The 23895-nt window shown below is 51.8% G+C and carries 24 protein-coding genes; 10 read left to right on the plus strand and 14 right to left on the minus strand.

Features of this window, described 5'->3' with window-relative positions; translation table 11 throughout:
• Positions 1-6 precede the first annotated feature (6 nt).
• The 3 genes from glpX to PGL01S_RS02070 form a co-directional block, all read right to left on the minus strand.
• A complete protein-coding gene (glpX, locus tag PGL01S_RS02060) occupies positions 7-975 on the minus strand; it encodes a class II fructose-bisphosphatase (RefSeq protein WP_127490892.1) in 969 nt (322 codons plus the stop codon).
• An 86-nt stretch (positions 976-1061) separates the two neighbouring features.
• Positions 1062-1859: a pyruvate, water dikinase regulatory protein gene (locus PGL01S_RS02065; RefSeq protein ID WP_127490893.1), complete on the minus strand. Its 798-nt coding sequence runs from the start codon at positions 1857-1859 to the stop codon at positions 1062-1064.
• Between the two features lie 6 nt (positions 1860-1865).
• The gene (locus PGL01S_RS02070; protein WP_127490894.1) at positions 1866-2483 is read right to left on the minus strand and encodes a CBS domain-containing protein; all 618 of its coding nucleotides are present in this window, start codon (positions 2481-2483) and stop codon (positions 1866-1868) included.
• Between the two features lie 714 nt (positions 2484-3197).
• Between PGL01S_RS02070 and PGL01S_RS02075 the strand changes: the two genes are divergently transcribed.
• A complete protein-coding gene (locus PGL01S_RS02075; protein ID WP_127490895.1) occupies positions 3198-3839 on the plus strand; it encodes a putative endonuclease domain-containing protein in 642 nt (213 codons plus the stop codon).
• Between the two features lie 70 nt (positions 3840-3909).
• On the opposite strand, the gene PGL01S_RS02080 is transcribed toward PGL01S_RS02075, so the two are convergent.
• A complete protein-coding gene (locus tag PGL01S_RS02080) occupies positions 3910-5694 on the minus strand; it encodes a M3 family oligoendopeptidase (protein ID WP_127490896.1) in 1785 nt (594 codons plus the stop codon).
• 152 nt (positions 5695-5846) lie between these two features.
• Between PGL01S_RS02080 and PGL01S_RS02085 the strand changes: the two genes are divergently transcribed.
• Both PGL01S_RS02085 and PGL01S_RS02090 read left to right on the plus strand, forming a co-directional pair.
• Positions 5847-6038 carry a YycC family protein gene (locus PGL01S_RS02085; protein WP_015842834.1) on the plus strand — a complete coding sequence of 64 codons (192 nt, stop codon included), beginning with the start codon at positions 5847-5849 and terminating at the stop codon, positions 6036-6038.
• Positions 6035-6277 (plus strand): hypothetical protein, encoded by a 243-nt coding sequence (locus PGL01S_RS02090; RefSeq protein ID WP_127490897.1) that lies wholly within the window; start codon positions 6035-6037, stop codon positions 6275-6277. The genes PGL01S_RS02085 and PGL01S_RS02090 overlap by 4 nt, the downstream gene beginning before the upstream one ends.
• 15 nt (positions 6278-6292) lie before the next feature.
• Here the strand turns inward: PGL01S_RS02090 and PGL01S_RS02095 are convergent, their stop codons facing one another.
• Entirely contained in the window at positions 6293-7018 is a 726-nt protein-coding gene (locus PGL01S_RS02095) for a DUF2225 domain-containing protein (protein ID WP_127490898.1), read from the minus strand.
• A 13-nt stretch (positions 7019-7031) separates the two neighbouring features.
• On the minus strand, positions 7032-7415 hold the full coding sequence (locus PGL01S_RS02100) for a globin domain-containing protein (RefSeq protein ID WP_041613309.1): 384 nt from the start codon (positions 7413-7415) through the stop codon (positions 7032-7034).
• A 409-nt stretch (positions 7416-7824) separates the two neighbouring features.
• Here PGL01S_RS02100 and spoVV point away from each other — a divergent pair, with 409 nt between their 5' ends.
• Together spoVV and PGL01S_RS02110 are read left to right on the plus strand one after the other, a co-directional pair.
• Positions 7825-8883, plus strand: a complete 1059-nt coding sequence (spoVV, locus tag PGL01S_RS02105) for a dipicolinic acid transporter SpoVV (RefSeq protein WP_127490899.1) — start codon at positions 7825-7827, stop codon at positions 8881-8883.
• Between the two features lie 84 nt (positions 8884-8967).
• A complete protein-coding gene (locus tag PGL01S_RS02110) occupies positions 8968-9756 on the plus strand; it encodes an NAD kinase (RefSeq protein WP_127490900.1) in 789 nt (262 codons plus the stop codon).
• A gap of 185 nt (positions 9757-9941) precedes the next feature.
• Here PGL01S_RS02110 and PGL01S_RS31055 read toward each other — a convergent pair whose 3' ends face one another.
• Positions 9942-10763, minus strand: coding sequence for a YutD family protein (locus tag PGL01S_RS31055; RefSeq protein ID WP_127490901.1), 822 nt, complete (start codon positions 10761-10763; stop codon positions 9942-9944).
• A 35-nt stretch (positions 10764-10798) separates the two neighbouring features.
• A complete protein-coding gene (gene lipA, locus PGL01S_RS02120; protein WP_127490902.1) occupies positions 10799-11701 on the minus strand; it encodes a lipoyl synthase in 903 nt (300 codons plus the stop codon).
• A 176-nt stretch (positions 11702-11877) separates the two neighbouring features.
• On the opposite strand from lipA, the gene PGL01S_RS02125 reads away from it, so the two are divergent.
• Positions 11878-12906, plus strand: a complete 1029-nt coding sequence (locus PGL01S_RS02125; RefSeq protein ID WP_373864145.1) for a M23 family metallopeptidase — start codon at positions 11878-11880, stop codon at positions 12904-12906.
• A 55-nt stretch (positions 12907-12961) separates the two neighbouring features.
• Here PGL01S_RS02125 and yunB read toward each other — a convergent pair whose 3' ends face one another.
• Together yunB and PGL01S_RS02135 are read right to left on the minus strand one after the other, a co-directional pair.
• Positions 12962-14095 (minus strand): sporulation protein YunB, encoded by a 1134-nt coding sequence (gene yunB, locus PGL01S_RS02130; RefSeq protein WP_244935484.1) that lies wholly within the window; start codon positions 14093-14095, stop codon positions 12962-12964.
• A gap of 297 nt (positions 14096-14392) precedes the next feature.
• Positions 14393-14872 (minus strand): nucleoside deaminase, encoded by a 480-nt coding sequence (locus tag PGL01S_RS02135; RefSeq protein WP_127490904.1) that lies wholly within the window; start codon positions 14870-14872, stop codon positions 14393-14395.
• Positions 14873-15073: 201 nt separating this feature from the next.
• Between PGL01S_RS02135 and PGL01S_RS02140 the strand changes: the two genes are divergently transcribed.
• Entirely contained in the window at positions 15074-15559 is a 486-nt protein-coding gene (locus PGL01S_RS02140; RefSeq protein WP_127490905.1) for a hypothetical protein, read from the plus strand.
• 351 nt (positions 15560-15910) lie between these two features.
• A complete protein-coding gene (locus PGL01S_RS02145) occupies positions 15911-16114 on the plus strand; it encodes a DUF6199 family natural product biosynthesis protein (RefSeq protein ID WP_127490906.1) in 204 nt (67 codons plus the stop codon).
• 219 nt (positions 16115-16333) lie between these two features.
• Here the strand turns inward: PGL01S_RS02145 and PGL01S_RS02150 are convergent, their stop codons facing one another.
• The 3 genes from PGL01S_RS02150 to PGL01S_RS02160 form a co-directional block, all read right to left on the minus strand.
• A complete protein-coding gene (locus PGL01S_RS02150; protein WP_127491091.1) occupies positions 16334-18178 on the minus strand; it encodes an LTA synthase family protein in 1845 nt (614 codons plus the stop codon).
• Between the two features lie 202 nt (positions 18179-18380).
• A complete protein-coding gene (locus PGL01S_RS02155) occupies positions 18381-20471 on the minus strand; it encodes a YhgE/Pip domain-containing protein (RefSeq protein WP_127490907.1) in 2091 nt (696 codons plus the stop codon).
• A gap of 93 nt (positions 20472-20564) precedes the next feature.
• Positions 20565-21161 (minus strand): TetR/AcrR family transcriptional regulator, encoded by a 597-nt coding sequence (locus PGL01S_RS02160; RefSeq protein ID WP_127490908.1) that lies wholly within the window; start codon positions 21159-21161, stop codon positions 20565-20567.
• Positions 21162-21351: 190 nt separating this feature from the next.
• Between PGL01S_RS02160 and PGL01S_RS02165 the strand changes: the two genes are divergently transcribed.
• Positions 21352-21747 (plus strand): DUF2500 domain-containing protein, encoded by a 396-nt coding sequence (locus PGL01S_RS02165; protein WP_127490909.1) that lies wholly within the window; start codon positions 21352-21354, stop codon positions 21745-21747.
• Positions 21748-21763: 16 nt separating this feature from the next.
• On the opposite strand, the gene PGL01S_RS02170 is transcribed toward PGL01S_RS02165, so the two are convergent.
• Positions 21764-22801 carry a substrate-binding domain-containing protein gene (locus tag PGL01S_RS02170; protein ID WP_127490911.1) on the minus strand — a complete coding sequence of 346 codons (1038 nt, stop codon included), beginning with the start codon at positions 22799-22801 and terminating at the stop codon, positions 21764-21766.
• Positions 22802-22903: 102 nt separating this feature from the next.
• Here PGL01S_RS02170 and manA point away from each other — a divergent pair, with 102 nt between their 5' ends.
• On the plus strand, positions 22904-23851 hold the full coding sequence (manA, locus tag PGL01S_RS02175; RefSeq protein WP_127490913.1) for a mannose-6-phosphate isomerase, class I: 948 nt from the start codon (positions 22904-22906) through the stop codon (positions 23849-23851).
• Positions 23852-23895: the final 44 nt, after the last annotated feature.

A 23895-nucleotide genomic window follows, 5' to 3' on the forward strand; every position in this document is an offset into this window, starting at 1 on the left:
CTAGTTTTATTTGCGCAATAGAGGTTTGTTCGGTAAATAATGAAGCGACTTCACATACCGTACGGTACGCGTCTGTGCCCGCATGACCATGGAATGCGTCTCCGCGCGCTGCTCCGGCATATAGCGCACTCCGCCCAGGAACTCACCGGGCGTTACGCCGGTTGCCGCGAAAATAACATCCCCGGTCCCTACCATATCGTTGATATTTAATATTTTGCGAGGATCCGCCAGTCCCATAGAGACGCAGCGTTCATACTGCTCCTCGCTTTCGGGAATCAACCTGCCTTGAATTTCGCCGCCTAAGCACTTGAGCGCAGCCGCCGCAAGGACGCCTTCGGGAGCGCCGCCCGAACCAACATAGAGATCGATGCCCGCTTCCGGAAAAGAAGGCGCTAGCGCTCCCGCGACATCCCCGTCCGATAAAAACTTGATCCGAACGCCCGCTTCCCTTAAGTCGCGGGTTATGTCCGCATGGCGCTCACGGTCCAGTATCATCACGGTCAAGTCCGTGATTGGCTTATCCAGCGCAAGCGCCGCCTTCTCCAGCGTTATGCGGATCGGGTCCTTCAGAGACAGCTTGCCGGCAAGCTCCGGTCCAACCGCAAGCTTTTCCATATACATGTCAGGCGCGTGAAGGAGCTGGCCTTTGCCTGCAACAGCCAATACGGCCATTGCGTTATTGAGTCCCCGAGCAACGATCTCCGTCCCTTCGAGCGGATCAACGGCAACATCAACCTCGGGTCCCTGCATGCTGCCGACTTGCTCACCAATGTAAAGCATCGGCGCTTCATCCATTTCGCCTTCGCCTATAACAACCGTACCACGAATTGATACAGTATCAAACATGCTCCGCATCGCTTCGGTTGCTGCGCCGTCGGCGCTGTTCTTATCTCCCCGGCCCATCCAAGGGGAAGCGGCAAGCGCCGCAAGCTCCGTGACTCGAACTAGCTCTAAAGACAATTCGCGTTCTAACATTTTTGGGCATCCTCTCATACGTATTGCCATTTTTATGCGATAAATACGTTGGCGGCGTTTTTTTGTGCAAGATTTTCTAGGGGTACTTAAGATAATTGCTCGATAATAAGTCCCGCAGTCTCTTCAATCGCTCGATTCGTAACGTCTATTACCGGGCATTGGAATGCCTGCATCACGCTGGATGCGTAAGCGAGTTCCTCCATAATCCGCTCCATGGAAGCGTACTGCGCGGACTCCGGAAGACCAAGCGTCTTAAGACGCTCAGTCCGGATATGCAGCAGATGCTCCGGCTGCATCGTAAGCCCAACAATTAACCGGCCCGGTGCCGGCGTAAGCTCGGCAGGTGGTCTGACCTCAGGCATTAGCGGCAGATTCGCCGTCTTGATTCCTTTATGGGATAAAAAAATACTGAGCGGAGTCTTGGACGTACGTGATACGCCAATAAGAACCACTTGAGCCTGCATCAGGCCACGGGCATCCTTGCCGTCGTCGTATTTCACCGCAAATTCAATCGCTTCCATCCGGCGGTAATAATCGTCGTCGATGGAATGGAGAAGCCCGGGCTTGCGCTTTGGCGAGCTGCCAAAGGTATCCACGAAGGCCTGCATCATGGGGCCCATAACATCAACCGCCCGTACTCCCCAGCGGAACGATTCTTCCTTCATTAGCTCGCGAAGCTCCGGCTGAACAAGCGTATAGCTGATAAAGCCGCCCGAACGGGCTGCTTCGGCAACGATCTGGATAACTTCCTCTTCGGTCTTTACATGGCCGAATCGTTTAATTTTGACATGATCGGATGCGAACTGCCGCAAGGTCGCTTTCGCGACGGCTTCCGCGGTCTCCCCTACCGCATCTGAACAAACATAGATAATTTGCTCTGACATAAGCTCCTAATCCCCCAGTTCCGCTGCTGTTGCAATATCCGACATCAGCCGGATAATGTTCGATTTCGATACCCATCCGCTAATTTCCGGTCCGCCCTCGCCCGAAATAATAACCGGCAGGCAGTCCACTTGATGGAGCATCATCTTTCGAATCGCATCCGAAACGGATTCTTCGGGAACAAGCGTGACGATATTCGGAAAACGCGTCATAACCATGCTTACCGGGATAGCACCTGCGCCTGGATTTCCGAGCGTGATCTTCAACAGATCCTTGGGAGTTACAATACCCGCGAGATTCTTGTCCTCGTTCACGATCAGAAGCGTATTGGCGTTCTCCGTGAACAAGGTAATAACCGCATCCTGGACGGATAACGTCTCCGGAATATTGACCGGAACGCCCTGGATCTCGTGAACCTTAATATTGTCAAAGCGCTGGCGCGCTGCCGTATCGTCGGTCGAACGGTAGGCTTCGCCGAGAAAATAACCAACCTTCGGCTTCGCGTCAAGCAGGTTCAGCATCACAAGCAGCGACAGGTCCGAGCGCAGCGTCGGGCGGCTGACGCCCATATACTCCGCAAGCTGCTCGCCCGTAATCGGCGCATGCTTTTTAACGAGCTCAAGCAATTCTAGCTGGCGATTCGATAGCTGGATAACGGTTCACCCTCTCACCTTTTTATTACACACATTTACCTATATAACCATCATTAATCGGATTTAATATATCACATATATATATATTACACAATATATGTTCTATCGCATCCGAATTGTGCTCTATTTATGCTGTGCATATAGCCAGTGGGACAAGCGCCTGACACCATCCATCATAATGTTATCTTTAGCAGGCTTTTTGGCTACTAATTCACTCCGTACAGCACCCAATCTCAACTCCAGTCCCCTCCCACCCTCTTACGCTCCTATCAACCGCCCGCAAGTCGGGTTTTTCCTCTTATTCACTCTCCCCACGCCCTCTCTGCTCTCATTAACTGCCCGCAAGTCGGTTTCTTCCTCTTATTTACCTTCCTCCTGCCCTCTCAGCTCACATCAACTACCCGCAAGTCGGGTTTTTCCTCTTATTTAACTTTCCCACGTCCTCTCTGCTCCGACCAACTACCCGCAAGTCGGGTTTTTCCTCTTGTTCACTCTCCCTACGCCCTCTCACTATCACAGCTCTTGAATAGTACGTCCAAATAATGGTAGACTAAAACCAAATCTAACTTCCGGTCGTGAAGAACACGCCGCTTCCTTGACGCATAGCGTCTAGGAAAGCGGCGTGTTTTATTTTGAAAGGAGCTAGCAACTATATCATTCGAATCTGTTCATCAAAAGTGGTATGAGATGCATCTAAAAAAGCTCAAGGGAAAGGCACAAGAGAGGCTAAAGCAAGGACACGCTCATGCCGAAAGATTGTTCTTAAAAAACGTATGGTTTCCTGCTTTTCGTAACTTTGAGAACTTGCATCCGGAGTACGAGGTTGCTGACTTTCGTGATGGTACCAGGTATCTTGACTTTGCTTACCTCAAATACCCGCTTAAATTAAATATAGAGATTGATGGGTTTGGACCTCATTCATCTCAAGCTAGCCGTAACCATTTCTCCGATGATCGCATCCGGCAAAATCATTTGGTTATTGACGGCTGGAGGATTCTACGTTTCTCCTATGACGATATCTGCGACAGGCCACGGATGTGCGAACAAGTGGTGCAGCAGTTTATGAGCACTTGGTTAGACCGGCATTACCTGGAACGTTCATCAGATGAAATCATCCGGCACGAAGTATTGAGACTGGCTCTGCGTACTGAAAGACCACTTCGCGCTCGCCAGGTAAGTACTTACCTTACCGTTCACATTGAAACGGCACGCTCCATTTTAAGAGAGATGGCAAAGCTCAACCTGCTGCTTCCTTGCGGCGAAGGAAAACAGCGCGTTCATTCTTACGTCGTAAACAAGGAAAACCTGGACGATCGAATCATTCACTAAAAGAGCGAGAACTGCTCTTGGAAGATAAAAAAAGCGCATCATCCCAAGGATGATGCGCTTTCCCCAATATCTATTCCGTCAATTCCAGGAACAAGTCGATATCTTTCGTTGTAAGCTCAACCGCTTCGCGCCAGAAATCGGCCTCTTCGAGGTTGACGCCAAGATGCTTCTTCGCCAAGTCCTCCACCGTCATGCGGCCGGTATCGCGCAGAAGCTGCACGTAACGCTCCGCGAATGCCGGCCCTTCCTGCAGCGCTCGCGCATAGATTCCGGCGCTGAACAGGTAGCCAAACGTGTACGGGAAGTTGTAGAACGGTACGCTGGTAATATAGAAGTGAAGCTTGGATGCCCAGAAATGCGGGTGCAGCTCGCCTAACGCTCCGCTGAACGCTTCGCGCTGCGCCTCTTCCATCAGGCTGTTCAGCTTCTCGACCGGTACGATACCTTGCTTGCGCTCCTCATAGAAACGCGTCTCGAATAATACCCGGGCATGAATGTTCATAAAGAAGGCAACCGCGTTCTGGATTTTGTCCTCCAGGAGGCCCAGCTTTTCTTCGCGATCAATAGCAGACTTCATGGCCGAATCCGATACGATCAGCTCGGCAAACGTCGAGGCCGTCTCCGCCACATTCATCGCGTATTCCTGGGACAGCGCCGGCAAATCGTCCATGACATATTGGTGGTACGCATGTCCAAGCTCATGGGCAAGCGTCGAAACGTTATCCGCAGTACCCGAGTAAGTCATGAAAATCCGCGTCTGACGGCTCTTAGGGAAAGAGGTACAGAAACCGCCAGGGCGCTTACCCGCACGGTCTTCCGCTTCGATCCAAGCGTCCCGGAAGGCCACTTCCGAGAAATCCGCCATATCCGGGCTAAACTTGCGGAACTGCTCCACGATAAATTTCGCGCCTTCGTCAAAGCTTATTGTTCGCGCAGAAGAACCAAGCGGCGCGCTGACATCATGCCAATCCAGCTTCTCAAGACCCAGCAGCTTCGCCTTCCGTTCCAGATAACGGACCAGCTTCGGCTTGCCTTCGTTGATCGCCGACCACATCGCGTTGAAGGTATCTTCGGACATCCGGTTAATTTGCAGCGGCTCCTTCAGCACCGAGTCCCAGCCGCGTTTGCCGTACAGCTTCAGCCTGAAGCCAGCGAGACGGTTAAGCGCATCCGCACAGAGCTCCGCCGCATCGCCCCACTCGCGTTCCCATTCGGCAAAAGCACGGATACGGACCGAACGATTGCCGTCCGACAACCGGTTAAACATTTGTCCGGCAGAGAGAATCTTCTCTTCCCCGTTCTCGCCGATATCCGTAAACTTCGCACGGGATACAATCAGATCGTACAGAGCCCCCCAGCCGTGATAGCCGTCAACCGCCAGATCGCCGGCAAGCGCTTCAAGCTCAGGCGCAAGCTTTTCCTTCGCCAGCTCGCGGCGTTCGGATAAGCTGAATGCAACCTCACCAAGCGATCCGTCGCTAACGATACCGGCCCATTCCTCATCGCCAATCTGGCGAAGCTCATTATCGTAACGCGTTAATGCTCCAAGCAGCTTCGCGCTGATCGTTTTTACGCGGTCGCTTAGGCCGCTCGCCGCGGAGTCTTTCATATTTTGTGCCTGCAGGCATTCAACGAACGATTCCGATTGACGCAGACGGATCAGCACGGACTGCAGAATAGCCGTCGTGTCTTCAATCTTTTTCTTGGTCTCCAGGGAACTGTCGGACAGCAGCCGGTCCAGCTCGGCCACATCCTTCTCGATGCCGGCCAATTCACTGGCGAAAGCGGCCGAACCCGAGCCTCCTTCATAAAACGTCTCCAAATCCCATTTCATTGGATAATTGCTAGTCGCCATTCAACCGTTCCTCTCCTTCGTCGTTCGTATTGGCCTTCCTTATGTAAGCCTTCAATAGAAAAAACCGCCACAAAAAGATCGACAAATAAATTTGCGCAATCTTGCTTCAGCGGTGTATAACTTAATTATATCCAGATTGGAGGAATAACACCATGTCACAACCCTTGCAAATTTCACCCGAAACCGCAATCAAGTTGTCCAAGCAGCTTGGCGTGCCGCTCGAGCATTTAATGCATATGCCTAAACATATATTACTGCAGAAGCTCACCGAACTAGCAAAAGCGGAAGCAGAGGCGGGTAAGCCGTCTGAATCCGCTCCCGGTACGGAGGAGTCGTCCTCATGATTCCGTTCGAGAGGACTTGGCCCTATGACATTGTGATGAAGGACGTTTACGTTCCCAGCTGCCCCTTCTGCAGCAGCGAGAACGTACTCATCCCTCTTCGCGTGCGGGAAATCGAGGACATTCAGCACGGGAAGAAAAAGCTGCTAGTCTTCCCGTGCTGCCATAACAAAGTTACGGTCCTCGATATGGATCAAGACTATATGCTGACGGATCAGCGGCTCCGCAAGCTGAGCCATTAATGCAGGACAAGCCAATTATGCCGTCGTTTGCACGGGAGACTCAGTATCTCCCGTCGCAGCGGCCGGCGATACCGGCTGCCCTTGCTCCATCTGTTCCCGAATAAGCTGCCACTGCTCGCGGCTCCGGCGGATCATCGCCTCATCCATAATGCGTTTGTCGCTGACAATGCGCGAGAACCATTTTACCGCTTCCGACAGCTCGCCCGTTCGCCGGTTGAGTTCTCCGATGATGTACATCAGCTTCGCATTGTTTAATTGCGAGCCTTCTTCCTCGTAGACCTTGATATATGCCTGGAGAGCGAACCGCATGAATCGCAGCTCCTCCTGCTGATTTCCCTCGTAACGGTATAACCATGCAATATGATGCAAAATACCCGCTATAACTCTTGGCTTTTCCTCAACCGCCTGCGCCGACAATAAGGCCAGCTTGTACACCTTCATCGCCTGCGCCGCATCGCGTTCGCCGCCGTAATCGTAAGGAGTCCAGCGTGAGCCGATCTGCTCCAAATAATTTTTGCGCTGCCGCTCGGTAAGCCTTTGCGTACCATTCTCCGTTGTTGCAAATCCGCAAGTCGGACAGACCCGGACCACGTAAAACTCCGGATTTGCTTCCGCCCGGTAATAACCGCAAAAATCAGAATCGATAGCCACCGCTTTTTTAAAGCTTGGGCGAACCCGTGATGTCGTAAAGATGGTCTCACAGCAAATGCAATTCATCTTTGTCTGATAGAGCGGCTCCATGCCCATCCATCTCCTATTCAGGTGTGTTCACAAAATGGTTGGCCGGACCTGACAGTCTCTCAATAATGTACGCTTGAAGCTCTTCATCGAGCCCGGAAGCCTCCTGCAGTGCCCGCTTCATGCAATCAAGCCAGGCTTCCGCATGCTTCGGCGTAATCGGAAAAGGCATATGCCGCGCCCGCATCATTGGATGGCCGTATTCATCGGAAAACAGCGTAGGTCCTCCAAAAAACTGAGTCAAAAACATAATCTGCTTCTCCATAACGGGGATGATGTTTTCCGGAAATAGTGGACCAAGCAGCTCATGCGCCTGCACCTTAGGGTAAAAAGACTCAACGATTCGTCTTAAAGTCTCAGCTCCACCAATCGCTTCATAAAGGCTTATATTCCTATTCATCGTCAATTTCATCTCCATCGTGTAGGTATTTAGTATTATAACATAAAAAAAACCCCGCATCGTCACCAATGCGGGATTATTATTGATTAGCTGCAACGATTAACCTTCGTAGTCCTCTTCTCCCGGTGCTGTCAGTGATTCTCGGATGACATACACAAACGCACAGACCAGAATGCCAGCGATTATACTCATTATCATCACTCCAAGCCTTCAAAGGTAACTCCATTGTAACATAAAAAAACGGACCGTCCAGCCCTTTTTGCAAGCGTTTTCTTAGAATTATGAAAAAAATTTTCTATAGCTAAAACCAGCCTGTAGTGATGGATGTCCTCCTTTCTTCATATACCTCATGTAGGGGTTGTACATTTTGCTTTTCCGCATGTCCCAAAGTCCAAAGGAGGACGCATCCATGCTCCGAACGCTTACCCGGCCGGCCTCGATAACCGGCCTTATCGCTTTGCTCATCGTCCTGCTGATGGCCGTGTTCCCCTCCCAAACTCTCGAGTCGGCGCTGCGGGGATTATCGATATGGTGGCAGGTCTTATTCCCGGCCCTTTTCCCTTTCTTCGTCATTTCCGAGCTGCTGCTCGGCTTCGGGATTGTCCATTTCTTCGGCAAGCTGCTCGATCCGCTAATGAGGCCGTTATTCCGCCTGCCAGGCATCGGAAGCTTCGTCGTTACGATGGGGTATGTATCCGGCTATCCGGTTGGGGCAAGGCTTACCGCCCAACTATGGGAGCAAGGCCTTGTCAAACGCGCCGAAGGCGAGCGGCTTGTCGCTTTTACGACAACTTCGGATCCGATCTTTCTGATTGGTGCGGTGTCGGTCGGTTTTTTCCATAATGCCGCACTCGCTCCCGTGCTTGCAGCCGCCCACTATGGCGGAGCTTTTATTATCGGACTTTTCATGCGGTTCCATGACCGCCACGAGCCGGTTACCGAATCTCTAAGGCGAACGCCTTCACGCCGGAGCTCCCGGCTGGTTGAAGCAACCAAAGCGATGCATGAAGCCAGGCTTATGGATGGCCGAAGCCTCGGCAAGCTGCTGCAGGACAGCATTCAATCCGCGCTGCGCCTCATGATGGTTGTAGGCGGGCTTGTCGTTTTTTTCTCCGTCGTGATGGAGCTGCTCACTCATGCGGGCATCGTTGAGGCATTGGCCGAAGGGCTGCGGTTATTATTCGGCGCCGTTGGGCTTCCTGCAAAGCTTGCCGACGCCGTCGTGTTTGGCTTATTCGAGGTCACCCTTGGCGCGCGGGCTGCGGGGGAAGCAGGTACCGGGCTGATGCATCAGGCCGCTATAGCCGCTTGGATTTTGTCCTGGGGAGGGCTTTCCGTGCATGCCCAGGTGCTCAGCCTGCTAAGCCGTACCGACCTGCGATACATGCCGCTTATGTTGGCCCGCCTTGCTCATGCTTTTATCTCCGTTGCTCTCGTTTATCTGCTGTGGGGATGGCTCGCACCTTAAACTTTTGTATCGGCGTTGAATTTGAAGCCATATTCCTATATCATCATAGTATCTTTGCAATAGGCCGGAAGGGGTTTAAATTTCTTGAAATACGCAGTCATCGATCGTGGCGATCAATTATCGAAATCATTGGCGGAGCGATTCCATCAACTGGCGGCAGAACGCGGACTCACGCGTCATGACGACATGCCGGACATCATTGTGTCCATCGGCGGAGACGGAACGCTGCTCCAGGCTTTCCACAAATATACCGACCGGGTAACCGATGTATCCTTTGTTGGTATTCATACGGGCCATCTGGGCTTTTACGCCGACTGGAAAGCAGATGAATTAGAGACGCTTGTCACCTTGATGGCGGAAGAAACGCCCCATCTCGTCCGTTATCCGCTTGCGGAAATCGCGGTGGAAACCGATGAGCAGAACTATTATTACCTGGCATTAAACGAATTTACGTTAAAAGGCGTTGACGCTACCCTTGTCGTACAGCTTAGCGTTAACGATGAGTCTTTCGAAATGTTCCGGGGCGACGGGATTGTCATCTCCACTCCGTCAGGGAGCACCGCTTATAACAAGAGCGTTGGCGGCGCTATCGTGCACCCGTCCATTGAATCGCTGCAGATAGCAGAGATCGCATCGATTAACAATCGCGTGTACCGGACGCTTGGATCGTCGTTCCTGCTGCCGCAGCATCATCATTGCGATATTATCTCGAAAAAGGAACAACGTCTGCTGCTTACGATCGATCATCTCAGCCTTCAACGGACCGATATCCGCTCCATCCGCTGCAGCGTCTCTACCCGCAAAGTCAGCTTTGCAAGGTACCGTCCGTTCCCGTTCTGGAACCGCGTCCGCGATGCGTTTGTTGATATGTGAGAAAACCTCTATCGAAGCCCTTCGAAGATGATCGACCGCGTTTAGAGGCAGGTTTTATCGCCAAAACAGAATTTCAGTTTTCACCTTTCGTGGAACTTGTAAATTCTATAGTGGTGAGAAAATCTCAATATAAAAAAGGGCTGTCCACTGGTCTCGATGACCTGCGGACAGCCCTTTCGTTATGTTTATGGACGGCTGCTTTGCTCTTTGTTGCTGTTGTTATCCCTGTTGTTATCTCGGTTGTTATCTCGGTTGTTATCTCGGTTGTTATCTCTGTTGTTATCTCGGTTGTTAACTTTGTTGCTCTCCCTGTTTCTGTCCCGCTCTCCGCGTTCTCCCCGCTCTCGCTTAGGGCCGGACGGAGAATGAACCACTGCTTGCTCGGATGCTGCGGCGACATCCTTGTTCGCAGCCGGTCTAATCGGCTTCTTGCCGTTAGAACGATAGCTTCTGCGGTGCTGATCTTTCCCGCTGCGCTGCTGATGATGCTGGCCATGCTGTCGGGATGGCTGCTGCTGTTGCTGCTGGGAATCCTCAGCGTGACGTCCGGCGCCTCTGCCCGCAGCCGCGCTTTCCCTTGCGGCTGCCGCGGCACCAGCCAGTACGGCATCCGCAAGCGAGGAAGCGCCAACCTCCTGCTCGTCCTCGGCATCAGTCTTGTCCTGCTCGTAAGTATCCTGTTTCGAAGAAGCTTCCTGCTCATCTCCCGCCTCTTCATCCGGGGATTTTGCAGCCGTACCGGTCTTCTCCAGAACGAAATACGGGCAGCCGAAATTGCAGTATTCGTTAATATAATCGGACATTCCGGAGTACGCGCTGTCCTTCGTTGCCTTCATATGATTATCGCGGAAAAAGCCCTTCAGGCGCAGCTGGCTGTAACCCCAGTCGCCAATAATAAAATCGTAGCGTTCCAAAACTTCGCTGTAACGATCCTTGAACGCATCCGCGTTCCAGCCGTTACGATTTTCATGAATTAGTTCATATATTTTGCCGCCAATTTGGATCAATTCCGTTTCCCCTCTTTCGAATTCCCCAATAGAAGCTATACGTTGCTAAGCTCGCGTTCCTCTGCTTCGGCAGCCGAATCCGTCTGCTCATGGGCATGATAGGAGCTCCGTACCAGCGGCCCCGACTCGACATGGCGGAATCCGCGTTTGTAGCCCTCTTCCTTCAAGCTTTTGAATTCATCCGGGTGCACGTAACGTTCAATCGGCATGTGATTAGGCGTAGGCTGCAAATATTGACCCAGCGTCAAAATGTTGCAGTCTACCGCTCGAAGATCATCCATTGCCTGCAATACTTCTTCGTAAGTCTCGCCAACGCCAAGCATAATGCTGGATTTCGTCGGAATCTTCGGATTCATTTCCTTCGCGCGTCTTAGAAGCTCCAGGGATCTTCTGTATTTCGCTTTCGCGCGCACGCGGTTCGACATCCGCTCAACGGTCTCGATGTTATGGTTCAAAATGTCCGGCTTCGCATCCATAACGATCTTCAGCGACTCCTCGTTACCCATAAAATCGGGAATAAGCACTTCTACTCGAGTGAATGGCATCCGCTCGCGAATAGCCTTGATCGTACCGGCAAAAATCGAAGCGCCGCCATCAGCCAAATCATCGCGGGCAACGGATGTTACTACGCAGTGGCGAAGTCCCATTTGCTCCGCTGCTTCCGCTACGCGTTCCGGCTCTTGCAGATCAAGCTCCGTAGGAAGGCCTGTCTTCACGGCACAGAAGCGGCAGGCGCGCGTACAAATATCCCCCAAAATCATAAAGGTTGCCGTACGATTGGACCAACACTCGTAAATATTCGGGCAACGCGCTTCCTCGCAGACGGTATGCAGCGTTTTGGTGCGCATCATGTCTTTGATTTCGGTGTAGTTGCCTTCGGTTGTAAGCTTTATTTTAAGCCAGTCCGGCTTTTTCAATTTTTCTTTGTTTGATTTCATCTGGAATTCCCTGCTTTCACTTTCAATTGGACAGTCGAATCTCACCGTTTATTATAGCATAGTTCGGATAAAATCCAATGATTTGCAAAACATAACGAATATTGCTTCGAGCTTTCGAAAGGGTGGAACGATTGAAACAGACTTTTTCTATTGCCTTGGCTGCCGTTGTCGCTTCCATGCTAATATCCGGGCATACAGGCTATGCAAATCCGAATCAAAAAAACGCGAACTCAAATGCCGGTAACGCTAAACCTGCTCAAACCCAATCTTCGGAAGGAGAGGTTGATTCCTTAACCAGCAGACAGCAGCTTTACGACAGGCTAAGCACCGTTACCGGCATTCCTTGGTACCGTATCGCTGCCGTTGACCAATACGAGCGAACGTTGTCCAAAGCCCGGCCAAAAGCCCGCCCTCAGCTGGGCAATATCGTTGGCATCTACATCGACGAGGAGCAATGGGCCGGCCCGCTTAATCCGGATTCGTCCGATAACGTACCGGCTTCGATTCAGTGGTTCAACGGCATTGGCCGCGACGGAGACGGGGACGGCCTTGCCGACCGCAACAACGATCTCGACCTGCTCTATTCCGTAGCGAACAGACTGCTTCAGTATGGCGGGTCTACGGAAGACGATTTCTCCATTGGCGTATGGGAATATTACCATAATAGCAGGGCTGTGCAGCGTATTCAGCAGTTTTCCAATATTTACGCTACCTTCGGACGTCTGGACTTGTATGAGCATGCGTTCCCCGTCCCGGTCGGAACCAATTATTCGTACCGCAGCACTTGGGGCAATGCCCGCGGCTGGGGAGGACGGCGGACTCACGAAGGAACCGACATTTTCGCCAATCACGGCATTCCCGTCCGCAGCACCTGCTATGGCGTCGTGGAGATAAAAGGCTGGAATCCTTACGGAGGCTGGCGGATCGGAATCCGGGATTTGAACAACTACTATCACTATTACGCCCATTTGTCCGGATTCGATAAGACCATTGGCATCGGTACGATTGTAAAACCGGGCCAAACGATCGGCTGGGTCGGCAGCTCCGGATACGGCAAGCCCGGAACGCAAGGCAAATTCCCGCCGCATCTGCATTACGGAGTCTATCGCGACCGCGGGCTTATCGAATGGGCATTTGATCCTTATCCGCTCTTGCGACGGTGGGAACAGGATGAGCGGAACCGGTTAAAAGCAGCAAACCGATAAAAGGGGCAATCCCGAAGGCCGATTCGACCGGACCTTTTGGGATGCCCCTTTCTTTTTATCCGCCGCCTCCCGCATTGGCTGCATTCGCGTTGCCTGCGTTAGTAGCCGAATTGTTGCCGCTGCTTGTAGGCAGCGGAGATTCGCCCGAATCCAGCTGCTCCTTCAGCATGCTTCCGTCCGACTGCTGGGTAACTCCTTGGCCCTTCGACAAGGGCAGCGAGATATTCGGAGCATTTGGCGCGGATTCGCCAACCGCCTTGCCTTCATTATCGTAATAATACATGGGCACGTCGCCAACAACGAGCAGATACGAGATCGGAATTTCCGTCTCCACGATTTGCGGATCCGTCTCGAACGGCACGATAATGGCAACCTCGGATACGATATGAATGTACACCTCGATGAGAATCATATTGATGCCGGCATTCGTCTGGCGCGTGTTCAGGTCCACCTTCACGGCTCCCACCGGCTCGAACTTGACCGGAATTCTTGGACCGTACGTCGAGATCAGCGCACTGCCAAGCGCGTTGCCGACCGGGATATGCTCGGGAATCTCCTTCAGCTCATCAAGCGTTGCCTGTACCGTCTTGATCGTCTCCGACCGGATCTTCGTATGCTCGGCATAGTTCAGCATAAAGCCGGATACTTTGCCGTCGCTGTTCATTTTCCAATCGATAAGCTTCTCGAAATCGGCATTGCTGACAACCTCATCCGTCGTGGCCTTATTAATCGCCTGCGTAGCAACCTGCTTGATCCGCAGCTGGGCAACCTTCATAAGAGGCGGACGCAGATGCTTTTCGATATAAACAAGGGATTGAAGGGTTCCAAAAAGAAGAATAAGCACAGTGACGATAATCCATAGCTTGGTGCGCCGTTTGCCGGATTTCAGCCTCGTTCCTCCGCCTCCGCTTCCTACCGAGCTGATGCTCATCGTTTTGATGCCTTTTCCGGGCGGTCTGACCGGACGTTTGCGCGGCTGCCACATTCCGCCCCAGTTACCCGCTGGCTTTGGCTTTCGCGGTGACCGCCATTTGCTTGATCCCCATGGCTTTGGCGCGCTGCCCGAAGCGGAAATTTTGCTGCCCCAGCTGACCCGCTTCACCTTCGCAAAAGGGCGGTTAGACCATAGCTGCTGCCGGCTCAGGCCAAGTGACCGAAGCATCCAACCCCTTCGTCCCCATTTCGTCACTTCCATCGCCTCCTAAAAAGAATTGCCACACAATTGGCCATGTTTAGGCCAGTTGTGGTAATTCTTACTTCGTAAGCATCAACCAAAGAATTGCCACTCAATTGGCCATGTTTAGGCCAGTTGTGGTAATTCTTACTTCGTAAGCATCGACCAAAGAATTGCCACACTAATGGCCATGTTTAGGCCAGTTGTGGTAATTCTTGCTTCGTAAGCCCGTACCTTTACATGCTTATGCGGGGCAAGGACAAAAAAGACGACCTCCCGTTAGGGCGGCCGTCCGGCAGCTTCTGTTAGATTTTAATCCCAGTACCCTTTGTGTACGGCCACAACCTCTTCCTCAAGCTCGGGGAAGGGCCCAATCACTTCAATCGGCTTCTGGCCTTTGGAGAAAATATCCCGGCAAGGAAGATTAAACGTCGGATTCTGCTCGTGATCGCCCGTCAGCTTCAGCAGTGCTTCCTCCGTCGCGGCGTAGACCACTTTTCCGACATTGCCCCAATAGATAGCACCCGAGCACATCGCGCATGGCTCAAAGGTGGTGTAGAGGGTGTAGTTCCACAGGTCATGATGCTCGTATTGATGGGAGGCTTTCTCCATCAGCGCGGTTTCGGCATGGCCGGTGCACCGTCTTTCCGTAAGCTCGACGTTCTCCTGCTCCAGCACAATCTCGCCCTGCTCGTTCACAAGGATCGCGCCAAACGGCGTATTGCCGTTCTCTCTCGACCTGCGGGACACCTCTATGCAATATTTCAAATAATACGTATGATCCTGCCTCATGCTCTCTCGCTCCCTTCGTTTCCCTTATCTTAGGTCAGAGCTGCGCGAGGAGTAAACGAGCCGGGGGTAACTTTGTGGCGGTGACTAATCCGGGGCATGCCTCTTTAGTTCCCGCGCACAGTCGGGATAGCCGCTTCGTATGCGGCAGACGCTTGTGCTATAATAGCCGAAGCACATTTTGGATAGATGATGGAGGATGTTATGTTAACTTTTGACGAAAAGCTGGCTATTATTGAATCGTTCCCGGAGCTGACGCGCAGTGATGTTTCTTTGGGGCGCGTGAACTTCCAATTCGAGAACAGCTTATATGACCGGAAAAATGTCGTGTACCACCTGCACCCGAACGGTAACGGCTTCGTGTATGCCGGGCTGCTGCGCAATTTCAGCCAGGATGAAAAGGGCATGATCAATATCCGCGACTACAACGAGCTGCAGCTTCGTTCGCTGCTCCGCCAATCGATTGATTCGCTTTCCGTACGCGAGGAAGAGCCCGCTCCCAAGCCGTCCCGCAACCGCAAGAAGAAAGACCAGCTATGGACCAACGAGGACAATCAAAGCTTGACCGTAAAATGGGAAGACGATATGTGGTACGTCTACTCCGGTCTTAATCTGGAGATGGCGTTTGAAGCGTATGGCGAAGTAGAGGAATACATGAAAGAAGAAGGGTTCCGTCGGGAGCAGAATTAAGTGAAGGATGGCGGAATGGTGCCGGATTACATGGTGCTTGTGCTGTGAGGGCCCGTCACCGGAAATGTATCTCCTTCACTCCTCCTACTCCGACAGTGGGGGTAAGCAGAAACAAGGCAGCCCAATGATCTGGGCTGCCTTGTTTTAGTTCTAAGAGAAAAGCCCATTATCCACCTCCAGTAGGCTAATAGGGTAAATAAAACGGTTTTTCAGTATTACAGACCGCCGTCCGGATTCATAAGGTGGCTAAAGAAATGGTTTTGGTTATATATTCCAATTACTTCTTTACTGGATTATGATTAGATCAACTACTGGATAGTCACCGTTCCATTACGAAATGGAGGAGCTTCTATGTTCCAGCTTGTTGGCGTGATCTTTATTGTTTTGGGAATTCTCAATCTGTTGTATCCGAGGGCGGGCTGGTACATGCAATACGGCTGGCGGTTCAAGAATGCAGAGCCTAGCGATGCCGCCCTCGTTATGGGCAGAATCTCGGGCATCATTGGTATCGTTATTGGAATTTACCTCTCTACGAGCTTTTTCTCTATTCTTTAAAAACCAAAGGGCAGCCAAATACTGGCTGCCCTTTGTGGTTTATTTAAAAATAAAATTGTAGGACGGAATAGAGGAAATGGATCTCCTGGAGGAGTGAAACGTTCGCCTTTGCTCGAGCTTTGCAACGCCTAGAACCTTGTTCAGGCAAAGTGAGAGCAACAGCGGCCGGAAGGAGATCCATTTGCGTCATGACGGAGCTGCAACAACTCTCCCTGCAATTCACGGAGCCCTCTTAGGCAACTGCCGGACATACTGGTCCGAGAGACTCATCAGCTTCATGATGTAGTCGTAGTCGCTCTTGTACTTCGAGAAGTCCTGAATCGGCTCCATCGTTTTCAGCGAATAGGCTGTGCCGTCGTCAAAGCCTTTGCCCGGAACGAACAGAATATCGTTGTTGAAAAACGATCCTGTCGGCAGATAATACCGCATGCCAAATACGTTATGGTTGATGTTCAGCAGGTCATGCCCGAATGGAACGACGCCTTCGTCCCCCGGCTTCACGCCCAGCAGATTCGCGAGCGTTGGCATAATATCAAGCTGCCCGCCCGGCTGGTCTACGACATGGCCGCTGCTCTGACCCGGAACATGGATGATCAAAGGGATGTTGAACCGGCTGAGCCGGTCATCGTAATGAATGCCCAGCTGCTGGCTGATCTCCGCCGCGCTGGCTTTCTCCGGCTGCAGGCCAAAGTGGTCGCCATACGCAACAAGCACGGTATCGTCCCACATGCCGTTCGCCTTCAGGCGGTCAATCAGCGTGCCAAGCGCATAGTCCGTGTAGTGAACGGCCTGCAAATAATTGCCGAGCTGCGTTCCCTCCATGGAAGCCGGCAGGGTCAAATCCGTCCGGTCCTTCGGCACCTCGAACGGGAAGTGGCTGGAGACGGTCACCATCTGCGCGTAAAACGGCTTCTTCTGCTCATGCAGCGCCTGCAGCTTGTCTACGGCAACCCGGTACAGCTCCTCATCCGATGCGCCAAACGCATTAAAGTGATCATTCGTATAAAACGGTTTGTCATAATAATGGTTAAAACCAAGCGCCGGATACAGCTTATTCCGGTCCCAGAACGTCACATCGTTTACGTGAAACGTGTTGGCCTCATACCCTTTGCTCTCCAGCATGCGCGGCATACTTGGCAGCTCGCGGTTGCCGTAACCCGTCGACATGGCAATCTCGCCCGTCGGATAAATCGAGGTGTTCGACATAAACTCCGCATCCGAGGTGTTGCCCTGGCCAATCTGCTGATAGATATGAGGGAAATAATAGCTCTCGTCGGCCAGCTTGTTCAGCACGGGCGTCAGCTCCGTTCCGCCAACGGACAGATGAAGCGGGAAGTTCTGAAAAGCTTCCATCTGCACAACAATCACATTTTTCCCCTGTGCGGTTCCGAATTGAATAGCCGGCTTCCCTGGTTGATCCTGATAAGAATAAGAAGACATCAGCTCGTTAATATCCACCTTGGTCTGTTCGATATCGCCGCTGCTCGCCATCGCCTTCTCGCTCTGGTTATTCCAGGCCGCAGCCGCCTGATATCCGATAAAGCCCAGCCCTTCGGCTTGCTCCAGTTCATTCGGAATATCGCTCCCGGCATAAACCAGACTTCCGGATACTGCGATACAGATCAGAAGTCCTCCAATGACGAGACGAAGCTGGCCGATTCTTTTTCGTCCCGGTACCCGGGTTCCTCGGATCAAACGAACGATATACAAGATTGCTAGAATCGCAAGGTCCAGAAAATAAATATAATAAATACTCTTAATTAGCGATTCGACGCTGTCTTGAATTTGATTGACTTGGTCAAGCGCCTTGAGCGCCGTGTACGTAGGCACGGAGCCGTAATAACCGAAGTAGACGGTTGACGCGAAAAGCAGGACGGACACGATCAAATTCACCGCCCAATAGGCGATCCCTCTCCATCTTGCGGCGGTAACTAGCTCCACGATAAGGAGCAGTCCCAGCCAGGCCGCCGCATCCGCCAGCAGGCCGTTCCACTGCAGCTCTCCGAACAGGAACACCCGGAACAGGACGGATTTCACAAGCAGCAGAAGCCATATTCCGATCATCGGCGACCGCCGGTAATCATCTTTGTAGAACGATATCAATGTACTCACTCTCCCATGCGAAAAAAAGAAAAGAAGCCGTCAAATGACGGCCGCTTCGTTTATCTACTTATTCTATTTATAGTAACCGATTTACTAGTAAGAGAAAAGGGCACGTGGTTGCATGTTCCATGTTAATTACTAGATAGCTATCCAGTCCCTATCCTTACACAGCTGTCGTGATATTCTCGGCAGGGCTCTTCGACTGACGTTTGAAGTACAGGAAGGTAAGGCCCAGGAACACGACGGCAAATGCGCCAAGGACAAGCATCTGCTCGCGCATCAGGGCATAATCGCCGCTTGCGATAATCGTCTTGAAGCCGGTAATCGCATGAGTCATCGGCAGCCAAGGGTTCAGCTTCTGCATCCAATCCGGCAGCAGTTCAAGCGGGAAGGTGCCCGCGCTTGAGGTCAGCTGGAAGATCATCAGCAGAACGACCAGGAAGCGTCCCGGATTATCCAGCCAAGTAACAAGCGCTTGAATAATAAACGTATACGCCAGGCTTGTAAGAATGGTAAAGAATACAAAGAACGGTACGCTTGTTACGTCAATCTTCAATCCGTACAGGAGTACGGCATCCGCAATCAAAGATTGCAAAAGGCTTATGCTTACATACGTCAAGGTGCGGCTCATGAAACGGCCCATCGGCGATGCACCCAAGGTGTACGAATCGCGCACCGAGAATACCGTCGTATAAACAAGCGCGCCCATAAACAACGCCAGCGACAAGAAGTATGGAGCAATACCAAGTCCATAACGGTCAAGCTTATGGTCCGTGTTTTCTTTTACGACAACCGGCTCCGCAAACATGTTTACGATATTGTCGCCATCTTTGATGCTGCCGGTCTCGGCAGCGGCATCATTCAGCTTCGTAGCCAGCTCGCCCGAGCCGTTCACGAGCTGCGCCGAGCCGTCCTTCAGCTGTCCTGCGCCTTGATCCAGCTGCTTCGAGCCGTCGGCAATGCCTTCTACGCCACCGGACAGCTTGCCAAGTCCATCCTTCAGCTGGGCAGCGCCGCTGTTTGCGGCTTTTGCGCCCGCAGCAAGCTGCTCTGCACCGGTTCCCGCTTCCTTCAGCTTCCCGCCAAAGGTCGCAAGGCCGGCCGTCAGTTTTTCCTGGCCCCGGCTAAGCGAATTGGCGCCAGCATATAATTGCTCTTGTCCTTGCGCCAGCTTGCTGCTGCCAGCTAGAAGCTGCTCTTGTCCTTCCTTCAGCTGGGCGCTTCCGGCTGCGACCTGCTTGCTTGCCGCTAGCAGCTGCTTTAGCGCCTCATTATCCTGCAGCTCCGGCGATCCAGCCATAAGCTGCTCGAGTCCTTTTGCAACCTGGTCCGCACCGTCAGCTACCTGACCGCTGGCCGCGGAAGAAGCGGTTAATCCTTGCTTCAGCGCAGCCGCGCCGTCTTTCGAAGCCTTTAATCCGTCCGCCAGCTGGGCTACGCCAGCTTTGGACTGCGAAGCTCCGTCTTCGAGCTGCTGCTCGGCCGCGGACAATTGCCCCAGGCCGCCGGCTAAGCCCGATGCGCCGGACGACAGTTGGCTGGTACCTTGACTTAAGCTTGTTGCGCCATCGTACAGCTTGGATACGCCGCCGCTCAGCTCGGAAGTACCGCTGGCCAGCTTATTGAGATTTTCCTTCAGCGTAGTTATGCCGTCCTCCAGCTTGCCCGCTCCGTCCTTCAATTCGGTTGCGCCTTCTCCCGCTTTGCCCAGACCGTCGGAGATGGTACCCACCTGTTCGAACATGCTGCGGGTATACGCTTCGGTAATTTGCGTGTTAAGCTTCGATCGCAATTCCTTCATGGCGCTGTTGCCGATCTGACCGGCCACGAAGTTATATTGGCTGTTCGGCTCGAAAATCAGCTCCGCCTGAACCGGATTTTCCTGCGTTAAGGTTGCCGCATTTTCCGAGAAATTGCCAGGCACGGTGATGGTCATGTAATAATCGTTATGCTCCATGCCATCCTTCGCCTGCTCTTCATTTACGAAATCCCATTTGAAATTATCGCTTTTCTTCAATTCCTCAACGAAGTCTTTCCCGACATTCATCGTCTTCCCTTCATAAGTCGCCCCTTTATCGAGGTTCACAACGGCTACGGGAAGTTTGCTCGTCTGGCCGTAAGGGTCCATCGAGCCGTCAATCAATATGCTGCTGTACAGCATCGGAAGCAAGGCGACGCCAATAAAAGAAAGCAGCAGCATTCTTTTGGTCGCCAAAGTCTTCATGTCCTTGAGAAAAACTTGAATCGGCCTCATGTTCACACATCCTTCTTTCGGTTGAATAACTGACTAAATTCGTATTTTGGTCATTTTGGACCAAAAAAACAGCCCTTTACAGGCTGGAATTTTCTAAGATCGGGATTCCTTCATAATGCCTTTGGTAATAAGCATTGCGATGTTCTCCTTAATCTGCTCTTTGGTAAGCGGCTCGCTATGCGACTTGTTCCATTCCGTTGCAAGACCCAGATACAAGCGGAAGATCATATAGGATGTGATTGTCGTATCGCATTCCCTGACTTCGCCTTTCTCAATCGCAAGGTCCAGCTTCTGCTTCAGAAACTCAAGCCCAAATAGCTCCATTCGCCGGATCCCCTCCAGCGCCTGGACAGTGCCGATGTCCCTAACCTCCTGAGCCAGCTTCACGAACAGCTCATGATCCGAACGGAATTCGAGGATAGAATCAAGCAGGCTGAACACACTATGAATAAATGAACGATCACGGCCTTCCATATCGAAACCGCAGTTCATCGCTTCCTTCAATTCGATCTCGGCCTTGTTCAGAATCGCTTCGAACAGCTCTTCCTTCGTCTTGAAAAAAGTATAGATCGTGCCTTTGCCTACGCTTGCGATCTTGGACACCAGATCCATTGTGGTCGCTTTATAGCCAAATTGCGCAAACGACTGCGTCGCTGCCTTCAATATTAACGCTTTGCGGTCAATGGACATGAGCCAATCTCCTCTCCCTCTCCGGACATGAATCTTCGTAAAATGACCAAAATTCAATTCCGGTCAATCAGTCATATTCCATTTATAACATATTCGATGTTGCAAGATCAAGTGCAACTTTTCTTCTCTTCCTTGCGTACAATCAACGATACTTATTATCCATATCGTGGAAGCATCGGAGGAGCAAGGAATGAGCAACGGCTTTGGATCACCCATGGGATTTGATCTAATGATCACTATTATTCCCATCGTTATCGTCATCGGATTCGTTATCGTCATCGGTACCGTCATTTACCGCGGCGCTAAGTATGTGCAAAATGCGACCTCTCCCAAAGAGTCGACTTTCGCTAAAGTCGTATCCAAACGAATGGACGTGAGGCAGAGCTCCCATAACCATGATGGCCACGTCAGTCATTCGTCCCATACTTATTATTACATTACTTTAGAATTTGTTAACGGCGAGCGCCAGGAGTTCCTCGATGTAAAAAACCTGTACGGCCTTGTTGTAGAAGGCGATACCGGTTATGCCGCCACGCAAGGCGAGTGGATCGTTGCTTTCGAGCGCAATAGCGGAGCAAGCTTGTAAACATAAAAAAAAAGGCTCATGCCAGACTTCTGACAGAGCCCCCCACACGAAGAACAGGCGCGGCACTGCAGCGCACAACGGGACTGTCTGGCTGCCGGAGCATTTGACCAAGCACCTCGACCGCTGCGGTGCATAGCGCTTTTTTATTGACCGCCATCGTCGTTAACGGAGGATTCGTCTCCGCGGACATGGCAAGCCCGTCAAACCCGATAACCGATACATCGCCGGGTACCTGAATGTCCCGCTTTTCCAGCTCTTTCATGAGCAATAGAGCAATCCGGTCATTCCCGCAGAACACAGCCGTCGGGTATTCTCCCTCCCCGAACCGGTCGCAATAAGCCGACAGTTCCTCTTGCGTCCGGCCAAAGCCCTCCGACTCCAGCAGGCATAAGGAAAAGTCTGGCGGCAGGTTATTTTCCAACATGGCCTTCGTATAACCAAACCACCGTTCCTCATGACTGGTCGTCAAGTTGACCGGCGCTATGCAGCCGATCCGCTTGTGACCCGCTTTTATTAAAGAATTAACCGCATGGCTTGCCCCTTCAATATTAGCCGAAGTCACGGCCGACGCCTCAATATCCCGGTAATAGGAATCAAACAGCAGCATCGGTTTTGTAAGGGTCTGCTGCACTTTCAAGATATAATCCTTCTCTAATATGCCAAAAGCGATAATCCCCTGATAGTCGATATGCTGAACCAGCTCGGGGAGGATACGCTCCTCTTCCTGGGCAATGCTGATGCGTACAATTACCGCGCTATAGCCTTCCTCCTGCAGCCGGCTGTCCAGTCCCCAGATCAAATCGTGATAAAACAAAAAATGCTCGTTATCCTCATGGCTCAAAATCCGTTCCGGTACCAGCACGAGGACAGGCGCGCTAACGGAGGATTGGCCGTCGTTCAGCGGATAACCAACCTCTTGCGCGGTCTGAATAATTTGACGCCTCAGCTCTTCCCCGATTCCCTTCTTATTAGATAGCGCCAAGGAAACCGCATTGCGGGATATGCCCAGCTTATCGGCGATCGTTTGCATGGATATTTTTTTTGGTCGCGGCATTCTTCAACTTCCTCTGTTCCTATGTTATAATCAATTTACTTTACAGATGTTTATATTGTCAAGTTTAGTAAAGTTGTAATCGATGACTTGGAGGGATCAAGATTGGCGAATCAACCGATTTTCCTGGAACCTGTATTTCAAGAAAGAATTTGGGGCGGCAAGCAATTAAGAGAGCAATTCCATTACGATATTCCGTCTGACCGTACCGGGGAATGCTGGGCGGTCTCCGCTCACCCTAACGGTCAAAGCGTTGTTCATAACGGTCCTTACAAAGGGCTTAAGCTTGGCGAGCTGTGGGAGCAAGAGCCGCAGCTGTTCGGCTCCAAGGCGGCTAAATTCCCGCTGCTGACCAAAATCCTCGATGCATCGGATGACCTGTCCGTACAGGTGCATCCGGATGATGCCTATGCGCAGGTGAACGAGAACGGCGAGCTTGGCAAGACCGAGTGCTGGTACATTCTGGGCTGCGAGCCCGGGGCTGAAATTATTTACGGCCATTCCGCGGCTACCAAAGAGCAATTCAAGCAAATGGTTGACGCAGGCGAGTGGAATCAGCTTCTGACGAAGGTAACCGTGAAGCCGGGCGATTTCTTCTATGTTCCTAGCGGCACTCTCCACGCGCTTGGCAAAGGCATTCAAGTACTGGAAACGCAGCAAAGCTCGGATACCACTTACCGGATCTACGATTATGATCGGAAAGACGATAAAGGCGCGACACGCGAGCTTCATCTGGACAAAGGCATTGAAGTCACTACCGTGCCTCATGTGGATGCGGAGACATCCTTCTCCACGGAAACCGTTGGCGGTACCGAGGTAACTACCTTTGTATCCAACAGCTTTTTTACGGTTCAAAAATGGAATACGAGCAGCGAATCGGCATTCCAGGAGCCTGCTAAATTTACGATCTGCAGCGTCCTCGACGGAACTGGCGAGCTGGAGAATTCCACAGGCAGCTACCCGCTGAAAAAAGGCGATCATTTCATTATTCCGCTGGGCTTCGGAAGCTTTACGCTTCGCGGCCAGCTTGAGCTTATTATTTCGCACGAATAACAGAGTAGTGCAGCTTACGAAGCAAGATTTACCACTAACGGTCA

It is taken from the genome of Paenibacillus glycanilyticus NBRC 16618 (genome assembly GCF_004000805.1).
Classification (GTDB): domain Bacteria; phylum Bacillota; class Bacilli; order Paenibacillales; family Paenibacillaceae; genus Pristimantibacillus; species Pristimantibacillus glycanilyticus.